Origin of the sequence: Williamsia herbipolensis (genome assembly GCF_036153515.1) — a bacterium.
GTDB lineage: Bacteria > Actinomycetota > Actinomycetes > Mycobacteriales > Mycobacteriaceae > Williamsia_A > Williamsia_A herbipolensis.
Genome location: NZ_CP108021.1, coordinates 1,354,755 through 1,377,890 on the forward strand (window position 1 = coordinate 1,354,755; position 23,136 = coordinate 1,377,890).

General features: G+C 68.8%; 27 protein-coding genes. 11 read left to right on the plus strand and 16 right to left on the minus strand.

Translation table 11 applies throughout. The annotated features are described in order from the left end of the window. Positions 1 to 47 precede the first annotated feature (47 nt). Complete coding sequence (locus OG579_RS06210; protein ID WP_328858467.1) at positions 48 to 1,283, minus strand: CaiB/BaiF CoA transferase family protein; 1,236 nt, start codon at positions 1,281 to 1,283, stop codon at positions 48 to 50. Then, a complete protein-coding gene (locus OG579_RS06215; protein ID WP_328858468.1) occupies positions 1,280 to 2,020 on the minus strand; it encodes a GntR family transcriptional regulator in 741 nt (246 codons plus the stop codon). Before OG579_RS06215 ends, OG579_RS06210 begins: the two co-directional genes overlap by 4 nt. A 128-nt stretch (positions 2,021 to 2,148) precedes the next feature. Here OG579_RS06215 and OG579_RS06220 point away from each other — a divergent pair, with 128 nt between their 5' ends. The 3 genes from OG579_RS06220 to OG579_RS06230 all read left to right on the plus strand — a co-directional run bounded on the left by OG579_RS06220 (position 2,149) and on the right by OG579_RS06230 (position 4,624). Further along, positions 2,149 to 3,057: a hydroxymethylglutaryl-CoA lyase gene (locus OG579_RS06220; RefSeq protein ID WP_328858469.1), complete on the plus strand. Its 909-nt coding sequence runs from the start codon at positions 2,149 to 2,151 to the stop codon at positions 3,055 to 3,057. 30 nt (positions 3,058 to 3,087) lie between these two features. Further along, positions 3,088 to 3,579 carry a metallophosphoesterase family protein gene (locus OG579_RS06225; protein WP_328859172.1) on the plus strand — a complete coding sequence of 164 codons (492 nt, stop codon included), beginning with the start codon at positions 3,088 to 3,090 and terminating at the stop codon, positions 3,577 to 3,579. Between the two features lie 73 nt (positions 3,580 to 3,652). After that, a complete protein-coding gene (locus OG579_RS06230; protein WP_328858470.1) occupies positions 3,653 to 4,624 on the plus strand; it encodes a homocysteine S-methyltransferase family protein in 972 nt (323 codons plus the stop codon). On the opposite strand, the gene OG579_RS06235 is transcribed toward OG579_RS06230, so the two are convergent. Continuing rightward, positions 4,615 to 5,292: a hypothetical protein gene (locus OG579_RS06235; protein ID WP_328858471.1), complete on the minus strand. Its 678-nt coding sequence runs from the start codon at positions 5,290 to 5,292 to the stop codon at positions 4,615 to 4,617. The two genes, OG579_RS06230 and OG579_RS06235, sit on opposite strands and share 10 nt — an antisense overlap. 155 nt (positions 5,293 to 5,447) lie before the next feature. Continuing rightward, complete coding sequence (locus OG579_RS06240) at positions 5,448 to 6,176, minus strand: hypothetical protein (RefSeq protein ID WP_328858472.1); 729 nt, start codon at positions 6,174 to 6,176, stop codon at positions 5,448 to 5,450. A gap of 189 nt (positions 6,177 to 6,365) precedes the next feature. Here OG579_RS06240 and OG579_RS06245 point away from each other — a divergent pair, with 189 nt between their 5' ends. After that, positions 6,366 to 7,319: an SDR family NAD(P)-dependent oxidoreductase gene (locus OG579_RS06245; protein WP_328858473.1), complete on the plus strand. Its 954-nt coding sequence runs from the start codon at positions 6,366 to 6,368 to the stop codon at positions 7,317 to 7,319. Positions 7,320 to 7,332: 13 nt separating this feature from the next. On the opposite strand, the gene OG579_RS06250 is transcribed toward OG579_RS06245, so the two are convergent. Genes OG579_RS06250 through OG579_RS06270 form a run of 5 tightly spaced genes read right to left on the minus strand, consistent with a single transcriptional unit; the run spans position 7,333 to position 10,447 of the window. After that, entirely contained in the window at positions 7,333 to 7,743 is a 411-nt protein-coding gene (locus OG579_RS06250; RefSeq protein ID WP_328858474.1) for a DUF6992 family protein, read from the minus strand. Continuing rightward, the gene (locus OG579_RS06255; protein WP_408068755.1) at positions 7,740 to 9,032 is read right to left on the minus strand and encodes an MFS transporter; all 1,293 of its coding nucleotides are present in this window, start codon (positions 9,030 to 9,032) and stop codon (positions 7,740 to 7,742) included. Before OG579_RS06255 ends, OG579_RS06250 begins: the two co-directional genes overlap by 4 nt. Beyond that, positions 9,029 to 9,328 (minus strand): MGMT family protein, encoded by a 300-nt coding sequence (locus OG579_RS06260; RefSeq protein ID WP_328858476.1) that lies wholly within the window; start codon positions 9,326 to 9,328, stop codon positions 9,029 to 9,031. Before OG579_RS06260 ends, OG579_RS06255 begins: the two co-directional genes overlap by 4 nt. Continuing rightward, the gene (locus OG579_RS06265; RefSeq protein ID WP_328858477.1) at positions 9,325 to 9,849 is read right to left on the minus strand and encodes an AAA family ATPase; all 525 of its coding nucleotides are present in this window, start codon (positions 9,847 to 9,849) and stop codon (positions 9,325 to 9,327) included. The genes OG579_RS06260 and OG579_RS06265 overlap by 4 nt, the downstream gene beginning before the upstream one ends. 55 nt (positions 9,850 to 9,904) lie before the next feature. Then, positions 9,905 to 10,447 carry a putative immunity protein gene (locus OG579_RS06270; RefSeq protein ID WP_328858478.1) on the minus strand — a complete coding sequence of 181 codons (543 nt, stop codon included), beginning with the start codon at positions 10,445 to 10,447 and terminating at the stop codon, positions 9,905 to 9,907. A gap of 70 nt (positions 10,448 to 10,517) precedes the next feature. Between OG579_RS06270 and OG579_RS06275 the strand changes: the two genes are divergently transcribed. Then, positions 10,518 to 11,012 carry a hypothetical protein gene (locus OG579_RS06275; protein ID WP_328858479.1) on the plus strand — a complete coding sequence of 165 codons (495 nt, stop codon included), beginning with the start codon at positions 10,518 to 10,520 and terminating at the stop codon, positions 11,010 to 11,012. Here OG579_RS06275 and OG579_RS06280 read toward each other — a convergent pair. From OG579_RS06280 to OG579_RS06305, 6 genes are read right to left on the minus strand one after another with little or no spacing between them, the layout of a single operon-like run. After that, on the minus strand, positions 10,993 to 11,163 hold the full coding sequence (locus OG579_RS06280) for a KOW domain-containing RNA-binding protein (protein WP_328858480.1): 171 nt from the start codon (positions 11,161 to 11,163) through the stop codon (positions 10,993 to 10,995). The two genes, OG579_RS06275 and OG579_RS06280, sit on opposite strands and share 20 nt — an antisense overlap. A gap of 16 nt (positions 11,164 to 11,179) precedes the next feature. Next, entirely contained in the window at positions 11,180 to 12,259 is a 1,080-nt protein-coding gene (gene ychF, locus OG579_RS06285) for a redox-regulated ATPase YchF (protein ID WP_328858481.1), read from the minus strand. A 56-nt stretch (positions 12,260 to 12,315) separates the two neighbouring features. Further along, positions 12,316 to 13,560: an AI-2E family transporter gene (locus OG579_RS06290; protein ID WP_328858482.1), complete on the minus strand. Its 1,245-nt coding sequence runs from the start codon at positions 13,558 to 13,560 to the stop codon at positions 12,316 to 12,318. Between the two features lie 41 nt (positions 13,561 to 13,601). Continuing rightward, a complete protein-coding gene (locus OG579_RS06295; RefSeq protein WP_328858483.1) occupies positions 13,602 to 14,570 on the minus strand; it encodes a TIGR03557 family F420-dependent LLM class oxidoreductase in 969 nt (322 codons plus the stop codon). 5 nt (positions 14,571 to 14,575) lie between these two features. Further along, entirely contained in the window at positions 14,576 to 15,133 is a 558-nt protein-coding gene (locus OG579_RS06300; RefSeq protein WP_328858484.1) for a type 1 glutamine amidotransferase domain-containing protein, read from the minus strand. Positions 15,134 to 15,145: 12 nt separating this feature from the next. Then, positions 15,146 to 15,424 (minus strand): DUF7218 family protein, encoded by a 279-nt coding sequence (locus OG579_RS06305; RefSeq protein ID WP_328858485.1) that lies wholly within the window; start codon positions 15,422 to 15,424, stop codon positions 15,146 to 15,148. Between the two features lie 185 nt (positions 15,425 to 15,609). Between OG579_RS06305 and OG579_RS06310 the strand changes: the two genes are divergently transcribed. Further along, positions 15,610 to 16,803, plus strand: coding sequence for a PQQ-dependent sugar dehydrogenase (locus tag OG579_RS06310; protein ID WP_238981310.1), 1,194 nt, complete (start codon positions 15,610 to 15,612; stop codon positions 16,801 to 16,803). Positions 16,804 to 16,807: 4 nt separating this feature from the next. Here OG579_RS06310 and OG579_RS06315 read toward each other — a convergent pair whose 3' ends face one another. Next, positions 16,808 to 17,071, minus strand: a complete 264-nt coding sequence (locus tag OG579_RS06315; RefSeq protein ID WP_328858486.1) for a hypothetical protein — start codon at positions 17,069 to 17,071, stop codon at positions 16,808 to 16,810. Between the two features lie 168 nt (positions 17,072 to 17,239). Here OG579_RS06315 and OG579_RS06320 point away from each other — a divergent pair, with 168 nt between their 5' ends. The 5 genes from OG579_RS06320 to OG579_RS06340 all read left to right on the plus strand — a co-directional run bounded on the left by OG579_RS06320 (position 17,240) and on the right by OG579_RS06340 (position 23,051). Then, positions 17,240 to 19,522: a carbon starvation CstA family protein gene (locus tag OG579_RS06320; protein ID WP_328858487.1), complete on the plus strand. Its 2,283-nt coding sequence runs from the start codon at positions 17,240 to 17,242 to the stop codon at positions 19,520 to 19,522. Further along, positions 19,519 to 19,746 carry a YbdD/YjiX family protein gene (locus tag OG579_RS06325; RefSeq protein ID WP_328858488.1) on the plus strand — a complete coding sequence of 76 codons (228 nt, stop codon included), beginning with the start codon at positions 19,519 to 19,521 and terminating at the stop codon, positions 19,744 to 19,746. Before OG579_RS06320 ends, OG579_RS06325 begins: the two co-directional genes overlap by 4 nt. A 79-nt stretch (positions 19,747 to 19,825) precedes the next feature. Then, positions 19,826 to 21,379, plus strand: a complete 1,554-nt coding sequence (locus OG579_RS06330; RefSeq protein WP_328858489.1) for an AlkA N-terminal domain-containing protein — start codon at positions 19,826 to 19,828, stop codon at positions 21,377 to 21,379. Further along, entirely contained in the window at positions 21,376 to 21,894 is a 519-nt protein-coding gene (locus OG579_RS06335) for a methylated-DNA--[protein]-cysteine S-methyltransferase (protein WP_328858490.1), read from the plus strand. Before OG579_RS06330 ends, OG579_RS06335 begins: the two co-directional genes overlap by 4 nt. 41 nt (positions 21,895 to 21,935) lie before the next feature. Then, positions 21,936 to 23,051: a DNA recombination protein RmuC gene (locus OG579_RS06340; RefSeq protein ID WP_045823514.1), complete on the plus strand. Its 1,116-nt coding sequence runs from the start codon at positions 21,936 to 21,938 to the stop codon at positions 23,049 to 23,051. The last annotated feature ends 85 nt before the right edge of the window (positions 23,052 to 23,136 follow it).

Here is a 23,136-nt window from a genome sequence, read left to right on the forward strand (position 1 = left end):
GTCTCCTAGGTGTCGTGTCGCCGGTGGTGGGGTCGAGGTGGGGTGGATCAGATGATGGATCGGGCGGTGAGATCGGCGGTGCGCTCGTCGGACAGACCGAGCAGACCGCGATAGATCTCGTCGTTGTGTTCGCCGAGTTCGGGTCCGAGGTGCCGCACCGCGCCGGGGGTGTCGGAGAGCTTCGGGAAGACGTTGTGTGTGGGGAACTCGCCGAAGTCGCGATGGGCCAGACGCACGATGGCGTCGCGGGCGGCGAAGTGCGGGTCGTCGAACATGTCGCGCGCGGTGTAGATCCGACCGGCGGGCACACCGCCGGCGTGAAGGGTCTCGAGCAGCTCGTCGGTCTCGAGGTCGGCCGTCCAGGCGGCGATGATGCCATCGAGTTCGACCATGTTCTCCCCGCGGGCGGCGTGATCGGCGAAGCGCGGCATCGACACCAGGTCGTCGCGCCCCATCACCGCGGCCAGGCGCGCGAAGACGGTGTCCTGGTTCGCGGCGATGAGGATCATCTCGCCGCCACGCGTGGGATAGACGTTGCTGGGTGAGACGTTCGGCAGCACCGATCCCGTGCGCTCGCGCTGATAGCCGGCCACCGCCCACTCGGGCAGCATGGACTCCATCATCGCCAGCACCGACTCGTAGATCGCCGCGTCGACGAGTTGTCCGCGACCGGTGACCGAGCGGCTGTGCAGCGCGGTGAGGACCCCGATGGTGGCGAACACCGCGGCGAGCGAGTCGCCGAGAGAGATCCCCGCCCGCGACGGGGCGTTGTCGGGATCACCCGTCACGTAACGGATCCCGCCCATGGCCTCGCCGATCGACCCGTATCCGGCGCGCGTGGAGTACGGACCGGTCTGTCCGTAGCCACTGACGCGCGCCATGATGAGCCCCGGGTTGTCGGCGCGGAGCTCGTCGAAGCCGAGATTCCATCGCTCCAGGGTCCCGGGCCGGAAGTTCTCGACGACGATGTCGGAGCGAGAGATGATGTCGCGGGCGAGTTCCTGACCGTCAGGGGTGCGCATGTTGCACGTGACCGACTTCTTGTTGCGGGCCACCACCGGCCACCACAGCGACTTACCGTAGGGCTTCTCCCGTCCCCACTGACGCATGGGATCCCCCGTTCCCGGGGCCTCGAGTTTGATGACCTCGGCCCCGAAGTCGGCGAGGAGCTGTCCGCAGAACGGTCCGGCGAGCAACTGGCCCATCTCGACGACCCGGAGATCGGCGAGCGGGCCGGCCGCGGCGACCATCGTGTCCGGTGTTGCCTCGGGGGCTGTGGTCATCGGAGGACTCCGCTCTGAGCCGGTGGGGCCGTTGTGTGCATCGGTGGGGCCGTCGTTGCCGCCGACTGTGCCGTGGTCGCCATCGGTCGGGCAGCCTCCTCGTCGGCGCGGATCGAGGCGAGCAGGACGGCCTTGGCCGCCCGGACATGCGACCGCATCACCGCATCGGCCCACACCTCGTCCCGGGCACGCAGGGCGGCGATCAGCTCGCGGTGATGCCCCGCGCTGCGCTGCAGATCCTCGGGCGCATAGCGGTGAAAGGTCCGCATCATCAGTGGCAGCTGAATCACGGCGCTGAGCATGGAGGTGAGTCGTGTACTCGCCGAGGCGGTTCGGACGATGCCGTGGAACTCCATGTTGGCCGTGGCGACCACCTCGAGGTCGTCGACGCGCGCGGCCGCCTCCATCCGATCGCACAGCCCGGCCATCTGATCGAGCTGCGCCTGCGTGATCCGCGACGCCGCACGACCGGCCGCCAGGGCCTCCAGCGTCATGCGCAGGTCGTAGATCTCCTCGAGATCGTCGGAGGTGAACTGGTAGACGCGGGCGCCGCGGTGCGGCAGCACCTCCACGAGCCCCTCGACCTCGAGTTGCCGCAGCGCCTCACGCACCGGTGTGCGGCTCGCGCCGGTCACCTCGGCGAGCTCCGCCTCACCGAGGCGATCGCCCGGCCGGTGCCGCCCGTCGAGAATGGCGGCACGGATGTGGGTGTACACCCGGTCGACTGCTCGTTCCACCGATTCCTCGTTTCCTCAGTTGTATGCAAAGTAGGCCACGATGAGCCATCGTGCGCGGCTTTATCCCAGAATTAACAGAGTCCGACCGCTTCCTTGTATGCAAAAGCTGCAGGGGCGATGATGGACACATGGCAACTGCAACGGGCTCGGTCGCGCATGTGGTGGAAGTGGGTCCCCGTGACGGACTCCAGAACGAACGCAAGGCGCTGTCGGTCGACACGCGCGTCGAGTTCATCCGTCGGGCGGTCTCGGCGGGGCTGAAGCGCATCGAGACCGTCAGCTTCGTCAACCCCGCGCGTGTACCGCAGATGGCAGGGGCCGAAGAGGTCATGGCCGCGCTCCCCCGACTCGACGACGTGAACTACATCGGGCTGGTCCTCAACGAACGCGGGCTCGACCGCGCGCTGGCCGCCGGCGTCGACGAGGTCAACGTCGTGGTCGTGTGCTCCGACGAGTTCAGCCTCCGCAACCAGGGCTGCGACGTCGCCGAGGGCCTCGCGCGATGGGAGCGGATCGCCGAGAGGTCCCGCGCTGCAGGCGTGTTCACCACCGCGACCCTGGCCGTGTCGTTCGGCTGCCCGTTCAGCGGCGAGGTACCCGCCTCACGCGTCATCGAGATCATGGACCGCGTGGCGCAATCGGGCCCCGACGAGATCGCGATCGCCGACACCATCGGGGTGGGTGTGCCCGCACAGGTGCGTGAACTCGGGGCCGGGCTCGCCCGTGTCGCACCGGGTGTCGCCCACCGCTGGCACTTCCACAACACCCGCAACACCGGATACGCGAACGCCCTCACCGCACTCGACCTCGGTGACTGTGCCCTCGATTCGAGCATCGGCGGGTTCGGTGGATGTCCGTTCGCCCCCGCCGCCACCGGCAACATCGCGACCGAGGATCTCCGCTACCAACTGGAGCGGTCGGGGGTGACCACGGGGATCGACGGCACCAAGGTGGTCGACACCGCGACGTGGATCAGCGCCGAGCTGGAGTCACCGGTGACCGCGCTGCTCGGCCGCGCCGGGCCGTTCCCCGGCTGAGCGATGTCGCCGACATCGGCCGCGGGGCCCATCGCTCTGGTGCTCACCGCCGACACCCATCTACCCAAGCGCGCCAAGCGGTTACCGTCCGCACTCCTCGAGGCGATGGACGCGGCCGACGTGGTGTTCCACGCCGGCGACTGGGTCGACGGGGCCACCCTCGACCTGTTCGAGTCACGCTCTGCGCGCCTCGTCGCGTGCTGGGGTAACAACGACGGCCCCGAACTGCGTGCCCGGATCCCCGAACGTGCCGACGTGACGCTCGGTGGTCTGCGGTTCACCGTGACGCACGAGACGGGTGCTGCGACCGGTCGCGACAGGCGCATGGCGGCGGCCTATCCCGACACCGACGTACTCGTCTTCGGGCACAGCCACATTCCGTGGGACACCCTCGCCGACAACGGGCTCCGCCTGCTGAACCCCGGTTCACCCACCGACCGGCGCCGGCAGCCCCACTGCACCTTCATGACCGCGACCGTCTCCGACGGGGCCCTGCACGACGTGCACGAGCACCAGCTCTGAGTTCGGCGCGGGACGACCCACCGGCACCCATGATGTGCGACAGTCGACTCCACCCGACCGGCGAAGGGGCATCATGGCCGCGCTGTTCCCCGAACCCACGCTCGGACTCACCTACCTCACCGAGGGCGGTCCGGAGACCGAGATCTCCTACGAGCACGGATTCGATCTGCCGCATTTCGTGATGTTCGGATTGCTCGACGACGACCGCGCGGTGGCCGTGCTCCGCGGGATGTACGAGCGATACCTCGACGTCGCGGTCCGCCACGGATTCGGCGTGTTGATGGCCGGGGTGGACTACCGGGCGAGCCCGGATTGGGCAGCGCTGCTGGGTTTCTCATCGCGGCAGTTGGCCGACCTGCAGCTCCGCGCCATCGACTTCCTCCGCGAGGTCGCCGAGCCCCGCCGCGCCGAGGTGCCCGCGTTGCTCTACGCAGGAGTGGTCGGTCCACGTTTCGACGCCTACGACCCCGCTCGGCAGATCACCGCCGTCGAGTCGCAGGCGTACCACTCCGAGCAGATCGCGACACTTGCCCGAGCCGGGGTCGACCTCGTGCAGACGCTGACGCTGAGCTCGATCCCCGAAGCGGTCGGAGTGTGTCGCGCCGCGGCCCGTGCCGGTCTGCCCGTCTCGGTGTCGTTCACCCTCGACAACACCACACACCGGTTGTCGTCGGGACCGTCGCTGCGCGACGCCGTCGAGACCGTCGACCTCGAGACCGGTCCCGACCGACCCGCGTTCTACGGCGTCAACTGCTCACACCCACTCGAGTTCATCCCCGCCGTCGAGCCCGGCGGGTGGTTCCGCCGCGTGCGCAGCCTCCGTCCCAACGCGGCGCTGCTGGACAAGATCGAACTGAGCTCGCTGGGCCACCTCGAACGAGGGAACCCCACGCAGCTCGGCGAACTGATGGGTGACCTGGCAAAACGCCATCCGCACATCGACATATGGGGTGGATGCTGCGGCACCTGGGACACCCACCTCGAGGAGATCGCCGCCAGGGTCGGACCGGCGCGCGAGGCGGGCGTCCCGGGCTCTCACTCCTGAATCGCTACGCGCTTGGCGTTGGTGAGCCGCACCGAGTACGTGTTGCCCGAACCCGCCAGCGCCGCGTTCACGATCGGTGTGAGTGCGCCGCAGTCGGCGAAGGTCGGGATGGTGACCGGCCCCGAAAACGTGGTGTCGATGTTGGGGGAATCGGTCAGCAGGTTCGCGGCGTTGATCGTGCCGGTGAGCGCCACCGTGACCGGTGCCGTGGTGCACGTGGCGGAGGTGGGCACCATGCCGAAGCCGGCGGAGCCGCTGCCCACGCCCGGCATGGTCATGCCGCTGACACGGATCGCGAACGACTGGGTCGCCGAGAGTGTGTAGTTCGTCGACCCCTCCGACACCGCGGTCGAGGTCCCGGTGATCTTCGAGGGGTCGACGAGGGAGAACGTGTACTGCATGCCGCCGACCGTCGCGATGGCGGCCGGCGGCGTGAACGTGCCGTCGAACTGCGCCACGTTGGTGGTGGCCGCCACGATCGAGGTCGGGAACGTGACCGGCTGGTGGCCCGGGCCGACGGTCAGCGTCGCTGCGCCGTCGAACGTGTAGGGCGCCGAGGGGATGTCAGGGAGGTCGTAGGCCGCGGCAGCGCCTGCCGCCACCGTTGCCAGCGCCGCAGCCACCGCAGCGGTTGCCGTGGCGGCAGAGATTCGCCGTGTCATGGTCATGTCATGTCCCCTCGTCCGCGGCGCCCCGCGGCACCGTCCTGACCGGAAACGTTAGCGACCGCACCGGTTGTGAGCGGCGAGATCACGAGAATCGGGACAGATGCCGGTCGATGCCGGTGATGCTTGTGCACCACCGGCATCGAGGAGTCTCGGGGTCAGCGGGCCAGACGTGCACGCAGGGCCGTCGCCGCGTCGGTCGAGTACCGCGGATTGGTCACATGGACGTCGAGGGTGTTGTTCGGCCCGGAGATGATGGCGTTGAGCACCCCGGTGAACAATCCGCAGTTCGCGAACGGCGGGATGGTGTACGTGCCGCGAATGTGGGCGTCGGCCGCCGGTACCTCGGCGAGCAGCTTCGCGGCGTCGATCGATCCCGCCAGCGTCGCCGTGGTCGGCGGCGTCACGCAGCTGCCGTTCGACGGAACCAGGTTGAGATCCACCGAACCGCTGTCGATGTTGAGTGGCTGCACCGAGTCGATGCGGATCTGGAAGGTCTGCGAGGCCTTGAGCTCCAGGGTCTGGCGTCCGTCGGCGGACGTACCCGGGGTGGTGGTGCCGGTCACCTGCGACGGGTTGATGATGGAGATCTTGAAATTGGCCAGCGTCAGCGGCAGGGGCCCGAGGTTCAGATTGGCCGCGGCCTGTGGGAGTTTGAGCGTGCCCTCGAGGATCTGCGTGTCGGTGCGCGCCGCGAGCGTGGTCCGCGGGAAGTTCACCGGCTGCTGGGTTTTCGAGATGATCGTCGTGGTGTCGGCGTCGAAATCGATCCCGATGCTGTTCGTGGGGTCGAGCGCGGCGTGGGCCTGGGTGGCCGAGACGGAGGCGAGTGCGGCCACCGAGAGGACAGACGCGACCGCGGTGGTCAGACGCTTGGCAAGGTTCATGTTCGGCGCTTTCGGATGTCGGGTCGGCGTCATCGTCGGCGCCGGATGCACCGGAAAGCTAGCAACGGCGTGTATCCCCGCTTGACTATTCGACACTATTATTTCTGTTAACTACAGTGATTGTTTGTCCGCTTTGGGGCATGTCACAGCAACCGACCCCGACCGGTGCGGCGACTATCGTCGGGACCTATGAGCCCCCTGACCCGCGCCGTCGACGCCGTCCTCGACCTCACCGTCGTACCGGGATACTCCCGGATCGGTTCGGCTGTGCGACGGCGCTTCTGGGCGCCTGATCCGGCGCCGTTCACCACCCCCACCGAGATCGTCGTCACCGGGGGCTCGTCCGGGCTCGGCGCGGCGACCGCGGTGGGGCTCTCCCGACTCGGAGCGCGGGTGCATCTGGTGGGACGGTCCGCGGAACGCCTCGAGTCGTCGGCCGACACCATCCGGGGCGAGGTGCGCGACGCCGACCTCGTGATCCGCGAGTGCGACATCAGTGACCTCGACGCCGTCGCCCGGCTCGTGACCGACCTGCGCGCCGATCTGACCGGTATCCACGCGGTGGTCCACTGCGCCGGGGTGATGCCACCGGAACGCACCGAGTCGAAGCAGGGCCACGAAGCCGCGTTCGCCACCCATGTGCTCGGGCCGGTCGCGATGACGATCGGCCTGCGCGAACTCTTCGACGCGGACTCCCGCGTGGTGTTCGTGTCGAGTGGCGGGATGTACCCGGTGCCGTTGACCACGACCGATCTCGAGTTCACCGAGGGTGACTACTCCGGACTCACCGCCTACGCACGGACCAAGCGGATGCAGGTGGTGATCACCGAGCAACTCGCACAGCATCTCTCACTCCCCGACGACCCGAAGGTGCACAGCATGCATCCGGGCTGGGCCGACACCCCCGGTGTCACCGACTCGATCCCGGGCTTCGGCAAGGTGATGAAGCCGATCCTGCGCACCGCGCACGACGGCGCCGACACCATCGTCTGGCTCGCCGCCTCCCCCGAGGCGACGAGCACGAACGGGAAGTTCTGGCACGACCGCGCACCCCGCCCCACGCACTACCCGTCGTGGCGCAAGGACTCACCGCACGCGCGAGAGGCACTGTGGCAGGCGGTTGTCGCCGCCACCGACATGTGACTCTGATCGTCGGTCAGGACAGGTCGCAGGCGTGTGTGAGGTCGAGGACGAACAGCGCCGCACCCTGCACCATCACCGCCGTACCGTGCCCCCGCGCCTGCTCGGCGGTGATCCGGCCACCGAAACTCGGCGTCCGTGCGACGAGATGCGCACCGCCCGCGACGTAGCCGACGTCGAGTCCGGTGTTGACGAGCAGCAACCGGCGCAGCTTCGATGACGTCGGCGGCGTCGACTGACGGGTCGAGATCGCGGCGATGGCAACGTCGATCGCGCCCCACATGGCGTTCTGGAGGCCGAAGGCACGCGACCGGGGAGTGGGGCCGGCCACCGCGAGCGCACCACCCGCCACCGTCGAGACCCCACCCCACACGGCGAGTCGACGGGCGAGACGTCGGGAGACCTCCGGGGCGCGATCGATGCTCATCGCTCCATCATGCCGCTCGACGCAGGCGACGTGACCTCGAGCGACGTACGCAGTTCGACGGGCCCGACCCCGCGCGCGAGTGCGGCCAGGAGCACCGCGCATCCGAGACCGGAGAGCACGAAGGCAGAACCGAACATCGCGGTGTAGCCGAACACATCGCCCACCACGCCGGCAGCGAACCCGGCTGCGCCCTGCGAGAACACGACCGCGCACGCCATGAGGGTGTAGTCGCTGCCCGCGTACTCGCGCTGACAGGCGTCCATCATGAGCGCGAACACGACCACCGTGGCGGCGCCGCCGAGGACGTGTTCGGCGACGCTCGCCGACACGAGCAGGGGCAGTCCGCCGACGTCGAACGACGCGACGAGATAGAGCACCAGCGCGACGGTCTGCGCGATCCCCGCGACGGCGAGGGCGTGCCTGCGGCCGTGCCGGAATGCGTACCACCCGCCGAGCGCCGCACCGAACAGCGCCGACACCGACGACAGCGCCCCCTCGATGAGCGCGATCTGCGACAACGAGAGGCCGGCGTCGGACAGGAACGGGCCCACCAGCGCCGATCCCATGGAGTTGCCGAACTTGTAGGCGGCGACCAGGAGGATGAACGCGATCATCCCGGGGCGACGAAGGCGCGCGATCCACGCCACCGACATCGCCGCGGCCGACGGCCTCGTCGCCTCCGTGCCGGCATCGTCGGCGGTGTCGGTCTGTGCGCGCAGGAACCACACCGGGATCGTCGACAGCACCAACAGTGCGGCCATCGCGACGAACAGCACGCGCCACCCGCCGAGGGAGAACAGCCACAGCAGCGCTCCGCCACCGACGATCATGCCGATGCGGTAGGCGCCGACCTGGATCGCGTTGCCGAGACCGCGTTCTCGAGCACCGAGCAACCGGACCGCGAGGCCGTCGGTGACGATGTCCTGCGTCGCGGAGAAGACGTTGACCACCGCGATGCCGATGAACAGCCATGTCAGCGTCGTGGAGAGATCCAGGCACGCGAGGATCAGAGCGACTGCGGCCGAGGCGGATTGGAGGGTGAGCAACCATCGACGACGAGATCCGTAGCGGTCGACGTAGGGCGCCCACAGGAACTTCAACGCCCAGGGCGCGAACAGGATGCCCGTCGCGCTGATGGTGACGAGTGAGTAGCCGGACCTGCGCAGCACCACCGGTAGCGCCTGGGTGAAGAACCCGAACGGCAGACCCTGCGCGAAGTACAGGGCGGTCAACAGCACCAGGGCGCCGGCGGTGAGCGATCGCGCCCCGGCTGCGGGCGTGACGGTCACTCCGGCCACCATCGCGCGGTCTCGATGTCGACGATCCCGCGGCGCAACGGCGTCCCCTCAGAATGCCAGTGCTCCTGTGCGTCGATCATCAGGTGCGCCGGCAGCGTCCCGTTCGCACGCACCACCCGCCACCACGTCACCGCCTCGCCGTCGCGGGCCATCACCCCGCCGACGCCCCGTGGACCGCCGCGCTGCAGGTGTTCGGCAATGGCGCCGTACGTCATCACCCGCCCGGGTGGGATCTGGTCGACGACATCGAGCACCGCCATGGCGAAGTCGTCGCGGTCGGCGCTCATGTCGCGATGACCGCTCTGGCAATGAGTTCGGCGACGACGACGGGGGCGAGCGCAGTGGTGTCGACCACCTCCGCTTCGCGGTGCAACCACGTCCCCGCAGCTTCCTCGTAGTCCGTCAGGTATCCGAGACGGAAAGCCGACGGCCCCAGCGTGGTGTCGTTCATGATCCTGCTGCGCAGGGTTTCACGATTGGCGTGGAGCACGAAGTGCCGCAACGGAATCGAGTATTCGGCCAGTCCGGCGCTGATCTCGCGCCAGTACTCCTCGACAAGGACCGTCATCGGCATGACCAGGACGCCGCCGGTGTAGTCGACCACGCGCCGAGCGGTCTCGACCACGAGCGGCCGCCACGGCGCCCAGTGTTGGAAGTTGTCCGTCTCGGGCAATCCCGGGGTGATGCTCATCAGTGTGGCACCGACCTTCTCGGCGTCGAGCACGCGCGACCCCGGCAACTTCTGCTGCACCAGCGCAGCTGTGGTGGTCTTGCCCACCCCGTGGGTGCCGTTGATCCATACGATCACGGCCCGAGACTAGCCTCCGATCCGGCCGCTGAGCACGGCCGCAGTGGGTGATCGATCACGTCGATGCCGAACCGACGCGCTCCTGGATCTCGCGGATCGTGTCGCCGAGGATGCCGCGCGTCATCAGCCCTGGCCCGAGCGGGCCACCGGATTCGGCGCCGACCGGTGGCAGCAGTCGCAGGATCGCACGCTCGCTCTCGGAGCACTGCGCCAGCTGCCAGTCGATCTCGTCGGCGACCGCGCCGTCGTCACCGGGGTGCGCCAGCGACACCGCCTTCACCGCGTAGGCCGCCGCGCCGTACGCGTGGGCACCCATGTGGGCGACCCCCGATGCCTGGGCCACCGACCGCGCGGCTGCGGCACCGGCGGGGGTCGTCGCGGCCGCGGCCGCCTTCACCGCGATCATCCGCTTCCCTATCTCGACGGCCGCACTGCTCTCCCCCGCACTGAACGCACGCGTTCGGGCCAGCGCGTCGTGGATCGCGTGCGCCGCCTCGGACTCGGCGTCGAACAACGGGAGCACACGCTCCGCGCAGGCGGCCGCCCACCGTGCGATCGCTCGCCTGTCGGCGTCGTCGAGGGTCTGCGTCGAGGTCACGTCTGTATGCGTAGCAGTTCCTCCCGCACAGCGGGAAGAACTGCTACGAATCTGTGTCAGGGTGGGGCGCATGGACGCCGAGCGAATCCTGACCGGTGCACGTCGCCTCCGACGGGCGGCGTGGTGGGTGTACGTGGTCGTCGCTCTGGCCGCTGGACGGGTGTCGTGGTTGGACCTCGGCAACGGACGGACGGTCACCTACCACGGTTCGTACGAACCGCTCGAGGGTGTCGAGATGTCGAAGGCCTACTCCACCTCACTCGAGATCAGCTACGCGGTGCGCGGCGGTATCGAATGGACCGGAATCGTGACCGCCTGTGCGGCAGCACTTGTGGTCGTCGCGGCGATCGTGCAGGCCGCCTACGCGAGACAGCGACCGATGGTGGCCGTCCTCACGGTGCTCGCGTCACCCGTCGCGATCCTCGCCGTGGCCGCCGCCGTGAACGGCATCGGCGGCATCACGTTCCGCCTGTCCCTGGCCGTGCTCATCGTCCTCGCCGCCGCTGCGGTGCACGAGTGCGCGACCTCGGTGGCGGCCGGTCGACTCAGGACGAGAACAACTTGAGGTCGTCGCCGGAGAAATAGTTCTGGGTGACGGCACCGACGCGGACGAGATAGCGACCCCGTCCCTCGTCGACGTCGACCACGGTGCCGACGTTTCCGGTCATCACACTGCCCGTGATCTGCACCGTGTCGCCGATCGCGAAAGCTGCCATGGGGTTGTCCGATCGATCAGACGTTGAAGCGGAACTCGACGACGTCGCCGTCGTGCATGACGTAGTCCTTGCCCTCCATGCGGACCTTGCCCGCGGCCTTGGCGGCGGCCATGGTGCCCGCGGCGTCGAGGTCGTCGAACGACACGATCTCGGCCTTGATGAAGCCCTTCTCGAAGTCGGTGTGGATGACGCCGGCGGCCTTGGGGGCGGTGTCGCCCTTGTGGATCGTCCACGCGCGCGACTCTTTCGGGCCCGCCGTGAGGTAGGTCTGCAGGCCGAGGGTGTGGAAGCCGGCACGGGCCAACGAGTGCAGGCCGGGCTCGGTCTGGCCGATCGAGTCCAGCAGTTCCTGTGCATCCTCGGCGTCGAGCTCGAGCAGCTCGCTCTCGACCTTGGCGTCGAGGAAGACCGCATCGGCCGGCGCGACCGCGGCCCGCAGTTCGTCCTTCTTGGCGTCGTCGGTGAGCACCGACTCGTCGGCGTTGAAGACGTAGAGGAACGGCTTGGTGGTCATCAGGTGCAGGTCACGCAGCGAGGCGAGATCGATCGAGTTCTGCTGCGAGAACAACGTCTTGCCGCTGTTGAGCAGCTCCTGCGCCTTCTGCGCGGCGGCCAACGAATCGGCGAGGCTCTTGTCCTTGCGCGCGTCCTTCTCCAGGCGCGGGATCGCCTTCTCGAGGGTCTGCATGTCGGCGAGGATCAGCTCGGTCTCGATGACCTCGATGTCGGCGAGCGGGTCGACACGCCCGTCGACGTGGACCACGTCGTCGTCGGCGAACACGCGCACCACCTGACAGATGGCCTCGGCCTCGCGGATGTTGGCGAGGAACTGGTTGCCCATCCCCTCACCCTCGGATGCACCCTTCACGATGCCGGCGATGTCGACGAACGACACCGTCGCGGGAAGGATCTTCTCGCTGGAGTGGATCTCGGCCAGGCGACCCAGACGGGAATCGGGCAGTTCGACCATCCCGACGTTCGGCTCGATGGTGGCGAACGGGTAGTTCGCGGCCAGCACATCGTTGCGGGTCAGGGCATTGAACAGGGTTGACTTGCCGACGTTGGGCAGTCCGACGATTCCAAGGGTGAGGCTCACGAGGGTCCAGTCTAGTTTTCGCCGGTCCCCCAGCTCACACCCGTGGGCGTCGGCGGCTACTCCGCGGGACCGTCGGCAGGCTTTTCTGCCCGATCGACGGTGTTATCTGCCCGATCGACGCCGTTATCTGCCCGATCGGTGGGGTCGGGGGTCGCGGCGTCGACGATGGCGGTGTCGTCGGCGAGAACCTTCACGTCGCCGGGGTCGGTCTCGCCGGTGCGCAACGACACCTGCTCGCCGTAGTACCGGATGATCACCGCGGCCGAGGCGGCGACGGGAACCGCGAGAAAGGCACCGATGACACCGAACAGGGTGCTGCCCAACGTCACCGACAGCAGCACGATGACGGCGTGGAGGTTCATCGACTTCGACTGCAGCCACGGCGAGAGCACGTTGCCCTCGAGTTGCTGCACCGCGAGGATGATCGCCAACACGATCAGCGCGGTGACGACCCCGTTGGAGACGAGCGCGATCAGCACCGCCAGGCCGCCGGCGACGAATGCGCCCACGATCGGCACGAAGCCGGCGATGAAGGTGATGACGGCCAGCGCGTAGGCCAGCGGCACCCCGAGGATGACAAGCCCCAGCCCGATGAAGAACGCGTCGACCAGGCTCACCAGGGCCTGCGTGCGGATGAACCCGCCGAGGGTCTTCCAGACGCGGGTCAGCATCTCTGCGAGATGCGGCGCGGCCGGGTTGCCCACCGATCGCCGCAGCCACGGGAGGAAACGCGGGCCGTCCTTGAGCAGGAAGAAGATCACCACGAGCATCGTGAAGACGGCGACCAGGGCGGAGGTGACCGCTCCGACCCCAGTGAACAGCCCCGAGGCGATCTGCTCGCTGCTCGACTGCAACCGATCGGTGAGTGCGCTGACCGCGGTGTCGAGTTGGTCGTCGCTGATCCGCAGTGGCGGGCCCTGCAGCCAGTCCTGCACCTGCACCACACCGGCGGTGGCGCGGTCACCCAGTTCGGTCGTCTGCTCGACGATGGAGGGGGCGATCGCGGCGACCACTCCGGCGATCACGAGCGCGGCCACCAGCAGCACGAGCAGCGCCGCGCCCGCGGGTGGGATGCCCTTGGAACGCAACCACCGCACCGGCGGCCACAGAACGGTGCAGGCGATGATCGCCAGCACCACCGGCAGGAGGATCACCCACAGCTCGCCAATCGACCATCCGACCAGCCACAGCGCCGCGGCGACGGCCACGATCTGCACGCCCACGACGGCGGCGAAGCGGAGATGCCGCGCGTACACCGAACCCCGAGTCGGACGGTCCCCTACCTCTGCGCCATGCGGCATGGGTCAATCGTCACATATCGCCCCACGCGCCACCGACTCGCTCAGCCCGCCACCGACCGGATCTTCCCGATCAGGTCGGACTCGCAGACGGCGAGGAACGCGTCGACATCGGGCCCGGCGTTGAGCAGGGTCAGATGATCGAACCCGGCGTCGGCGAACTCCTTCGCCGACGCGACGTGGGCGTCGATGTCGGGTCCACACGACATGGCATCGGCGACGTCGGAGGGGCGCACCAACGAGGTGGCCGCCTCGAAGTTGATCGGATTCGGCAACTCGGACTGCACCTTCCACCCCGTGAGGCCGAACCGGAACTTCTCGTGGGCCGAGGCCACGGCGGTGTCGACGTCGTCGGCCCACGACATCGGGACCTCGGTGTAGCGGGCTCCGGTGCCCCCGGCGTCGCGGTAGGCGGCGATCAGGTCGGCATCGGGCTCGGTGGTGAACAGCCCGTCACCGGAACGACCGGCGATCTCGGCGGCGTTGGTGCCACCGGCGGCCACGACGATCTCGGGCAACTCGTCGGGGAGGTCGAAGACGCGGGCGTCGTCGAGGGTGATGTGCGTGCCCTGGTAGGTGTGGTAGCCGCCCGACCACAGCAGACGGATCACCTCGATCGCCTCGCGCAGCATCTCGTGACGGATGTGCGCCGAGGGCCAGGTGGCCCCGGTGACGTGTTCGTTGAGACGCTCACCCGATCCGAGACCGAGGGTGAAGCGACCGTCGGACAACAGGGCCGTGGTCGCCGCGGCCTGCGCGATGATCGCCGGGTGGTACCGGATGAACGGGCACGTCACACCGGTTGCGAGACCGAGGGTCTCGGTCTGCACGGCGATCGCCGCGAGCATCGACCAGGCGAACCCGGAATGCTTGTGGCTGTAGAGCCAGGGGTGGTAGTGGTCGCTGATCTCGACGAAGTCGAAACCCGCGCGCTCGGCGGCCACGGCCTGGCGGACGATCTCCTTCGGATCGAACGTCTCGGCCATGAGCTTGAACCCGATCCGGGTGGCCATCGGTGTCAGCCCGCCGCGACGACCGCGGTGAGACGCTCACAGAACGCCGGCAGGTCGTCGGGGTTGCGGCTGGTGACCAGGGTGTTGGGGCCCGCGGTGCACTCGACGACCTCCTGATCGACCCAGGTCGCGCCGGAGTTGCGGATGTCGGTCTGCAGGCTCGGCCACGAGGTCAACGTCCGGCCGGCCAGGACCCCGGCCTCGATGAGAGTCCACGGCGCATGGCAGATGGCCGCGACGGGCTTGCCGAGATCGAAGAACTTCGCGGTGAACGCGACGGCGGACTCCACGGTGCGCAGGTAGTCGGGGTTGGCGACGCCGCCTGGCAGCACCAGGGCGTCGAAATCGGCGGCGCCGACCTCGCCGACGGTGGCGTCGACGTCGAAGGTGTCGGCCTTGTCGAGATGGTTGAACCCCTGCACAGTGCCCGGGTCGGTCGACACCAGCTTCGGGGTGCCCCCGGCCTGCTTCACCGCCTCCCAGGGCTGCGTGAGCTCCACCTGCTCGATGCCCTCGGGAGCCACCAGGAACGCGATCGTCTTGCCGGTCAGGTCATTCGACATGTGTTGTCTCCTCTAGTGCGAACGGAGCAGATCGATGAGATCGCTCTTGTTCTTGTCCGAATAGTTGTGCAGGCCCAGCTCTTTGGCCCGGTCGCGCAGTTCCGCCACGGTCCACTCGTCGTAGGCCGGTGATGTTCCGCCGGAATGCCCGACGGCCGAGCGCCCGCGCTTCGCCGCCGCATTGGAGATGCGCGCGGCCTTCTCCTTGGAATTGCCCTCGTCGCGCAATTCCTCGTACAGGTCAGGGTCTTTCAGCGACGAGTTGTCCTTCTCGGATTTCTTGTCGGCCATGAGGGGCCACCTCCACGACGGATGCGGTTCGACTTCGAGACATCGCTGCGCCGGGCGAGCCGGTCCGCGGACAGTCCTCAGCGCGGGTTCTCGGCTGCGTAGCCGACGCTACACGACGGGGCTCGACGCCCGGGCGCGGTTCGCGGCCACCCGGTCGACGGCCGCGCGCGTGTACCTTCGAGGAGGTGATCGCGTATCGGACAAAGCCGACCACCCAGTCCCGCCGGGCTCTGCCCGTCGCCGTCGCGGCCCTGTCCGCCGGCCTGCTCCTCGCCTCGTGCTCCGACGCGAACCCCACCTCGTCGTCGACCTCGAACGGCACCCCCGCCGCCGGGTCGTCGACCGCCGTGGTCGACGGCCAGGTGCGGGTCACCGAGCTCATGACCGGGCTCGACCATCCCTGGGATGTCGCGATCGACCGCGCCGGCAACATCGTCACCGGCGAACGCGGTGGCCGTATCGTCGTGCGACACAATGACGGTCGTGTCGCCGAGGTCTCCGCCGACACCTCCGATGTCCGTGCACGCGGCGAGGGCGGGTTGATGGCGCTGACGCTCGCCACCGACTTCGACACCTCACGCACCGTCTACACCTGCGCGGCGAGCAACGCCGGCGACGTCCGCGTGGTCCGCTGGAACGCCGCGGCCGACTGGTCGTCGATGCGACAGACCGGCACCGTCCTCCCCGGGATCCCGCTGGGCGCGTCCGGGCGACACAGCGGATGTCGCATCCTGCCCGCGCCCGACGGCACGCTCTGGGTGTCCACCGGTGACACCGCCGATCCCACCGCCCCGCAGGATCTCCGGAGCCTCGGCGGCAAGGTCCTCCACATCAACGCCGACGGGACACCGGCATCGGGGACCTTCCCCGGCACACCCGTCCACAGCCTCGGGCACCGCAACCCGCAGGGCCTCGCGTTCGCGCCCGGTACCGATCGGCTCTATACGACCGAACACGGGCCGACCATCGACGACGAGCTGAATCTGGAACGCCCGCAGGCGAACTACGGGTGGGATCCGAACACCGGCAGCGGTTCCTATGACGAGAACGTCCCCATGACCGACGAGACGCGCCACCCGGGATCGGTTCCGGCGGTGTGGTCCTCGGGAGATCCGACGCTCGCCGTCGCCGACCTCGAGTTCCTCGGCCCGTCGTGGCGGCAGTACAACGGGATGATCGCGGTGGCCACCCTCAAGGCACAGCGCCTGATGCTCCTGCGTCTCGATGCCGCCGGTACCTCGACCACCGAGCGCGTCGACCTCCTGCAGGGTTCGCAGGGGCGACTGCGGTCGATCACCACCGCGCCCGACGGATCACTGCTCATCACCACCGACAACGGTGACGACCAGGACAAGGTGCTGCGCGTGCGCCTCGGCTGACGCGTCAGCGACGACGCAGTCGGCGCACCCGCGCGAGCATCGAGGTGACCGCCTCGAACTCGGTCGCCTCCGTCGAGCCGACCTGCGTCGCGTGTTCGGCCGCGGTAGCCACATCGGAGACAGGCTGTCGCGGTGCATCGTCGGCACATTCGGCCGCGAGGGCGTCGCGCACCTGCTGTTCGCCGTAGAGACCCATCATGATCTCCAGGCCCCACCCCGGGAACTCCGCGAGAGGTCGCTCGTCCCTCTTCTTCCGTGTTACGCGCATGTTACGAGGATGACATGCCCAGCCGGTGGGTGTCCGCGATTTCGCGTCGCCTGGCCGAAATGCCCGCCCTCGTCGACGCCCGCCGGGCCGTCGGTATAGTGACGCGCGCCACACAATGGCCCGCGTCGATGCCCACGGCATCGGTTGCGACATCGGAGAGGACCCACGGTGACAACCACCCGAGAACGCCCGCACCACCCCGACATAGAGCTCATCACCAACGACCCCGCACTCCCGCCGGTCGCCATCGTCGACCGCTCCCCGATGACCGTCGGCAAGCGGATCCTCTTCGCGATCATCGGCCTCGTCGGCGCCGTCTCGTGGGCGGTGATCGCCATCGTGCGCGGCGAGAGTGTCAACGCCGTCTGGTTCGTCCTCGCCGCGGTGTGCACCTACGTCATCGCCTACCGCTTCTACGCGCGACTGATCGAGACCAAGGTCATCAAACCCCGCGATGACCACGCGACACCGGCGGAGATCCTCGACAACGCCAAGGACTACATGCCGACCGATCGGCGGGTCCTCTTCGGCCACCACTTCGCCGCCATCGCCGGCGCCGGCCCCCTCGTGGGACCCGTGCTCGCCGCGCAGATGGGGTATCTGCCGGGGACGATCTGGATCATCGTGGGCGTCGTCTTCGCCGGCGCCGTGCAGGACTACCTGGTGCTGTCGATCTCCACACGGCGTCGCGGCCGGAGCCTGGGCCAGATGGCGCGCGACGAGTTGGGCAACGTCGGCGGCATCGCAGCGATCGTCGCGGTCTTCGTCATCATGATCATCCTGATCGCCGTCCTCGGGCTCGTCGTCGTCAACGCACTGGCCGAGAGCCCGTGGGGCGTCTTCTCGCTCGCGATGACGCTGCCGATCGCGGTGTTCATGGGCGTGTACCTGCGCTACCTGCGACCGGGCCGGATCTCCGAGGTCTCCGCGATCGGGTTCGTCCTGTTGATGCTCGCCATCGTCTCCGGCGGCTGGGTCGCCGAGACCAGTTGGGGCGAGGACTGGTTCACGCTCTCGCCGGTCTTCCTGAGCTGGGCGATCATCATCTACGGATTCGCCGCGGCCGTGCTGCCGGTGTGGCTCGTGCTGGCACCGCGCGACTACCTGTCGACGTTCATGAAGGTCGGCACCATCGCGCTGCTCGCGGTCGGGATCCTCATCGCCCGACCGGTGATGAACGCACCCGCGGTCAGTGAGTTCGCCTCCAACGGTCAGGGTCCCGCGTTCGCGGGCTCGCTGTTCCCGTTCCTGTTCATCACCATCGCGTGCGGCGCGCTGTCGGGATTCCACGCGCTGATCGCCTCCGGTACCACCCCGAAGCTGCTGGAGAAGGAGAGCCAGGCGCGCATCATCGGCTACGGCGGCATGCTCGTCGAGTCGTTCGTGGCCATCATGGCGCTGATCACCGCCTGCATCCTCGACCAGCACCTCTACTTCGCGATGAACGCCCCCAAGGGTGTGACCGGTGGAACCGCCGAGACCGCAGCGCAGTACACGAACACCAAGCTCGGGCTGTCCGGGCCGCCGACCTCGGCCGAACAACTGCAGGCGTTCGCCGACGGCGTCGAGGAACCGTCGCTGATCTCCCGGACCGGTGGCGCGCCGACGCTGGCGATGGGTATGTCGGAGACGCTGCAGCAGGCGTTCGGCGGGTCGTCGCTGAAGGCGTTCTGGTATCACTTCGCGATCATGTTCGAGGCACTGTTCATCCTCACCACGGTCGACGCAGGTACCCGCGTCGCACGGTTCATGCTCTCCGACGGTCTGTCGAACGTGAAGGGCGGCAAACGGTTCGCCGACCCGTCGTGGCGGGTCGGGGCGTGGGTGTGCACGTTCATCGTGGTCGCCGGCTGGGGTTCGATCCTGCTGATGGGTGTGACCGATCCACTCGGTGGCATCAACACCCTGTTCCCGCTGTTCGGCATCGCCAATCAGCTGCTCGCCGCCGTCGCCCTCACCGTGGTGCTGGTGGTCGTGGTGAAGAAGGGCCTGTTCAAGTGGGCCTGGATCCCGGGCCTGCCCCTGGTCTGGGACCTCGCGGTGACCATGACCGCGTCGTACCAGAAGATCTTCTCCTCGAACCCGGCGATCGGGTACTGGGCGAACCACGACGCATTCCAGAACGCGAAAGACTCCGGCGCGACGTCGTTCAAGACGGCCACGACGCCGGAGCAGATGGATGCCGTCATCCGCAACACCTTCATCCAGGGCACTCTGTCGATCGTGTTCGCGGTGCTGGTCATCATCGTGGCGCTCGCCGGAGCGTGGGTGTGCATCAAGGCGTTCCGCGCCGGCGGACTGCCGACCACCGAGGACGAACCGGTCCCCTCGAAGCTGTTCGCGCCCAGCGGCATGATCCCGACCCCCACCGAGAAGGCGATCGAGAAGGAGTGGGCCGAACACCGCGCGTCACCGACACACGACGACCACCCCACGGAGTCGTTGCGGTGACGACACGGGGAGACCGAGCCGCGGGCAACGGGCAGGCGACGTTCGCCGCGGCGGTCCGCACGGCGTGGTCGTATATCGGCGCGGTGATGGGCGATCACGACTACCGCCGCTACGTCGCCCACCACACCGCCCGGCACCCGGAGACGCCCGCGCTGTCCGAACGCGCCTACTGGCGCATGCGGCACGACGAGCAGGAGGCGAACCCCCAGGGGCGGTGCTGCTGACAGACCCGCCCCACCGGGCCGCGACCCACGTGTCCGAAACCCGCCAGTGGGTGATCGGGCGGGCTGACACAGTGGAGTCATGACACCCGCGGTGGCCACCTCGCCCGATCTGGACTTCGAACGCTGCTATCGCGCGGTGTCGGCCCGCGACAGCAGGTTCGACGGTCAGTTCTTCGTCGCCGTCCGCACCACCGGTATCTACTGCCGTCCGTCGTGTCCGGCCGTCACGCCGCGCGCCGAGAACGTCGACTTCGTGGTCACCGCCGCCGCGGCCCAGCAGGGAGGGTTCCGCGCCTGCCGTCGATGTCTCCCCGACGCGGTACCGGGATCGCCGCGCTGGAACCTCTCCGGCGACCTCGCCGCGCGGGCCATGCGGCTCATCGGCGACGGGCTCGTCGACCGCGACGGCGTCGACGGGTTGTCGGCGGCCCTGGGCTACTCGCCGCGCCAGCTCAACCGGGTGCTCACCGAGGAACTCGGGGCCGGACCGCTGGCCCTGGCCCGCGCCAACCGGGCGACGAACGCGCGGATCCTCATCGAATGCACCGCGATGCCGATGGCCGACATCGCCTTCGCGTCGGGGTTCGCGAGCGTACGGCAGTTCAACGACACCGTGCGCGAGGTCTTCGCGAGCACACCCAGCGAGATGCGCCGCCGCCGTGCGGGCACCGTCGCCGCCACGCGTGACACGACAGTCGACACCGACCGCCCCGCCTTGAACGTGCGGCTCAAACTGTCCGTGCGGCAGCCGTTCTCACCGGAATGGCTCACCTGGTTCCTCGCCGGCCACGTGATCGAGGGCCTCGAACACTTCGACGGCACCACCTACCACCGGTCGCTGTCGCTGCCCGCGGGGGCGGCGACCGCGTCGCTGACCATGCACCCCGATCACGTGAGCGCCGACATCAGCGGAGTCGACGTCCGCGATCTCGGCACCGCGGTCCACCGCTTGCGACGGTTGCTCGACCTCGACGCCGACATCGTCGCAGTCGACGAGAGCCTGAGCGGCGACGCCGATCTCGCCCCGCTGGTGGCACGCCGCCCCGGCATCCGGGTACCCGGCGCGGTCGACGGATTCGAGACCCTGATGCGCACCATGCTCGGCCAACAGATCAGTCTCGCCGCCGCACGCACCCACGGTCGGCGACTCGTGGCCGCCCTCGGTGAACCCCTGGGCCCGGACATCGGGACCGCGCCGGTGACACACCTGTTCCCCACACCCGCCGCCGTCGCCGAACACGGCCACACCGTGCTCACCGGACCGAAACGACGCGTCGCGTCGATCATCGCCGTCGCCCAGGCGGTCGCGGAGGACGCGATCCCCCTGCACACCGGGGTCGCGGCCGACGAGATGCGCGAACACCTCATGGCCCTACCCGGCATCGGACGATGGACCGCCGACTACGTGGCGATGCGCGTGCTCGGTGATCCCGACGTCCTGCTCGACACCGACCTCATCCTGCGACGCAGGGCCGACCATCTCGGTCTCGATCTCACCGACGCGCGGCGATGGTCGCCGTGGCGGTCATACGTGTCGATGCACCTGTGGCACGACGCGCTCCGGGAGACGGAACCGTTGCTGCACGGCGAACGTCCGAGTACGACAACCACGACACACGAGGAGACATCATGACCACCGCCCACTGGTCGACCACCACCCTGAACACGGGCGCGTTCACCACCATCGTCCGCGCGGGCACCGTCCTCGCCTCGGGCTGGACCGAGGACCCTGAGTACCTGCTCGCGCTCATCAACACCGAGCTACGTCCCGACGAACTCATGCGCGTCGACGACCTGGGCGTCGTCACGACCGCCCTCCTCAGGTACGACGAGGGCGACCTCGCCGCGATCGACGAGATCCCGGTCCGCCAGGTGTCGGGCCCGTTCGTGACCCACGCGTGGGACGTACTACGCAAGGTCGCGCCCGGCGGCCAGGTGACCTACGCCGAGCTCGCCGAACGCGCCGGCAAGGGCTCCGCCCACCGGGCCGCGGCCGCCACCTGCGCGCGCAACGCCGCCGCGCTCTTCGTGCCGTGTCATCGCGTCCAACGCCGCGACGGCACCCTCGGCGGATTCCGCTACGGGCTCGACCGCAAGGCGGCACTCATCGCCCACGAGGCGAAGTACGCGAGCGTCGACGCGGCCTGAGTCGACCGGCCCTGTCGGACCCCTTGTGCACCATGTGACACATGAGTGTCAGCACAGTCGCCGCCGCCGTCGTCGGCATCGTCATCGGGTTCGCCGCCGGATGGTGGGTGTACGCGGCGCGCTCGGCGGCGATCCGCGAGAGTCACGCACTCCTCTCGCAGGCGCTGGCCGCCGCGAGCGAGGACGCCGCCCGCCGGCAGTCCGGCGCGATCGGCACGCAGGTCGCGTCCATCGTCGGACCCCTGCACGACACCCTCGGCCGTCTCGCCGAGGAGCTCGCACGCACCGAGCGTTCCCGCATCAGCTCGTTCGCCGGGCTGAGCGAGCAGGTGAGCGGGGTGCGGGCCGCGTCGACACAGTTGGGGTCGTACACGCAGCGACTGGCCAATGCCCTGCACACGCCACAGCTGCGCGGGCGGTGGGGCGAGATGCACCTGCAGAAGGTCGTCGAGGCGTCGGGCATGTCGCGCTACTGCGATTTCTCGCCGCAGTTCACCACCGAGTCGGGACTGCGCCCTGATCTCGTGGTGCACCTGCCGTCGGACCGCGACATCGTCGTCGACGCGAAAGTGCCCCTGCAGGCGTATCTCGACGCCGTCGCCACCGACGACGTGAGCCGCGAGCGACGCCTGCTCACCGATCACGCCGCGGCCCTGCGCGCCCATGTCACCGCCCTGGCGGGAAAGCAGTACTGGCGGGCGGTGGCCCGCACCCCCGAGATGGTGGTGCTGTTCGTCCCGGGTGACCCCATCCTGGAGGCCGCCTGTCGGATGGACCCGGACCTCGTCGAATACGCCTTCGGTCGCAACGTGGTGATCGCGACGCCGTCGAGCCTCATCGCACTGCTCAAGACCGTCGCGCTGACCTGGCGCGACGACGCCATGGCCCGCGACGCCGAGCAGATCCACGCCCTCGGCCGTGAGCTGTACCACCGACTGGGCACCCTCACCGGCCACCTCGACCGGCTCGGCGGCTCGATTGGGAAGGCGGTCGAGTCGTTCAACGCGACCGTCGGTGCGATGGAATCTCGCGTGCTGGTCACCGCACGCAAACTGGGCGAACTCGACGCCTTCTACGGCGCGGGCGACGACGCACCGCACACCACCCCGGCCGTCGACGCGACCATCCGGGCGGTGCGCAGCAGCGACGCGAGCTGACCGCGCACCGCGCCCCATGCCGCGAACGGCCACGCCACGCGGGTCGGCCGGAACCGTCATCGACGATCCACCCGGTACCGTCTAC

Bases quoted from the DNA above. Each gene is read 5' to 3' on its own strand.
- OG579_RS06260 (WP_328858476.1), bottom strand. From the start codon at position 9,328: ATGAGCGCCGACCGCGACGACTTCGCCATGGCGGTGCTCGATGTCGTC.
- OG579_RS06315 (WP_328858486.1), bottom strand. From the start codon at position 17,071: ATGCGCGTAACACGGAAGAAGAGGGACGAGCGACCTCTCGCGGAGTTC.
- OG579_RS06245 (WP_328858473.1), top strand. From the start codon at position 6,366: ATGAGCCCCCTGACCCGCGCCGTCGACGCCGTCCTCGACCTCACCGTC.
- OG579_RS06340 (WP_045823514.1), top strand. From the start codon at position 21,936: ATGAGTGTCAGCACAGTCGCCGCCGCCGTCGTCGGCATCGTCATCGGG.
- OG579_RS06230 (WP_328858470.1), top strand. From the start codon at position 3,653: ATGGCCGCGCTGTTCCCCGAACCCACGCTCGGACTCACCTACCTCACC.
- OG579_RS06295 (WP_328858483.1), bottom strand. From the start codon at position 14,570: ATGGCCACCCGGATCGGGTTCAAGCTCATGGCCGAGACGTTCGATCCG.
- OG579_RS06300 (WP_328858484.1), bottom strand. From the start codon at position 15,133: ATGTCGAATGACCTGACCGGCAAGACGATCGCGTTCCTGGTGGCTCCC.
- OG579_RS06250 (WP_328858474.1), bottom strand. From the start codon at position 7,743: ATGAGCATCGATCGCGCCCCGGAGGTCTCCCGACGTCTCGCCCGTCGA.
- OG579_RS06275 (WP_328858479.1), top strand. From the start codon at position 10,518: ATGGACGCCGAGCGAATCCTGACCGGTGCACGTCGCCTCCGACGGGCG.
- OG579_RS06335 (WP_328858490.1), top strand. From the start codon at position 21,376: ATGACCACCGCCCACTGGTCGACCACCACCCTGAACACGGGCGCGTTC.
- OG579_RS06210 (WP_328858467.1), bottom strand. From the start codon at position 1,283: ATGACCACAGCCCCCGAGGCAACACCGGACACGATGGTCGCCGCGGCC.
- OG579_RS06305 (WP_328858485.1), bottom strand. From the start codon at position 15,424: ATGGCCGACAAGAAATCCGAGAAGGACAACTCGTCGCTGAAAGACCCT.
- OG579_RS06240 (WP_328858472.1), bottom strand. From the start codon at position 6,176: ATGAACCTTGCCAAGCGTCTGACCACCGCGGTCGCGTCTGTCCTCTCG.
- OG579_RS06235 (WP_328858471.1), bottom strand. From the start codon at position 5,292: ATGACCATGACACGGCGAATCTCTGCCGCCACGGCAACCGCTGCGGTG.
- OG579_RS06220 (WP_328858469.1), top strand. From the start codon at position 2,149: ATGGCAACTGCAACGGGCTCGGTCGCGCATGTGGTGGAAGTGGGTCCC.
- OG579_RS06290 (WP_328858482.1), bottom strand. From the start codon at position 13,560: ATGCCGCATGGCGCAGAGGTAGGGGACCGTCCGACTCGGGGTTCGGTG.
- OG579_RS06280 (WP_328858480.1), bottom strand. From the start codon at position 11,163: ATGGCAGCTTTCGCGATCGGCGACACGGTGCAGATCACGGGCAGTGTG.
- OG579_RS06330 (WP_328858489.1), top strand. From the start codon at position 19,826: ATGACACCCGCGGTGGCCACCTCGCCCGATCTGGACTTCGAACGCTGC.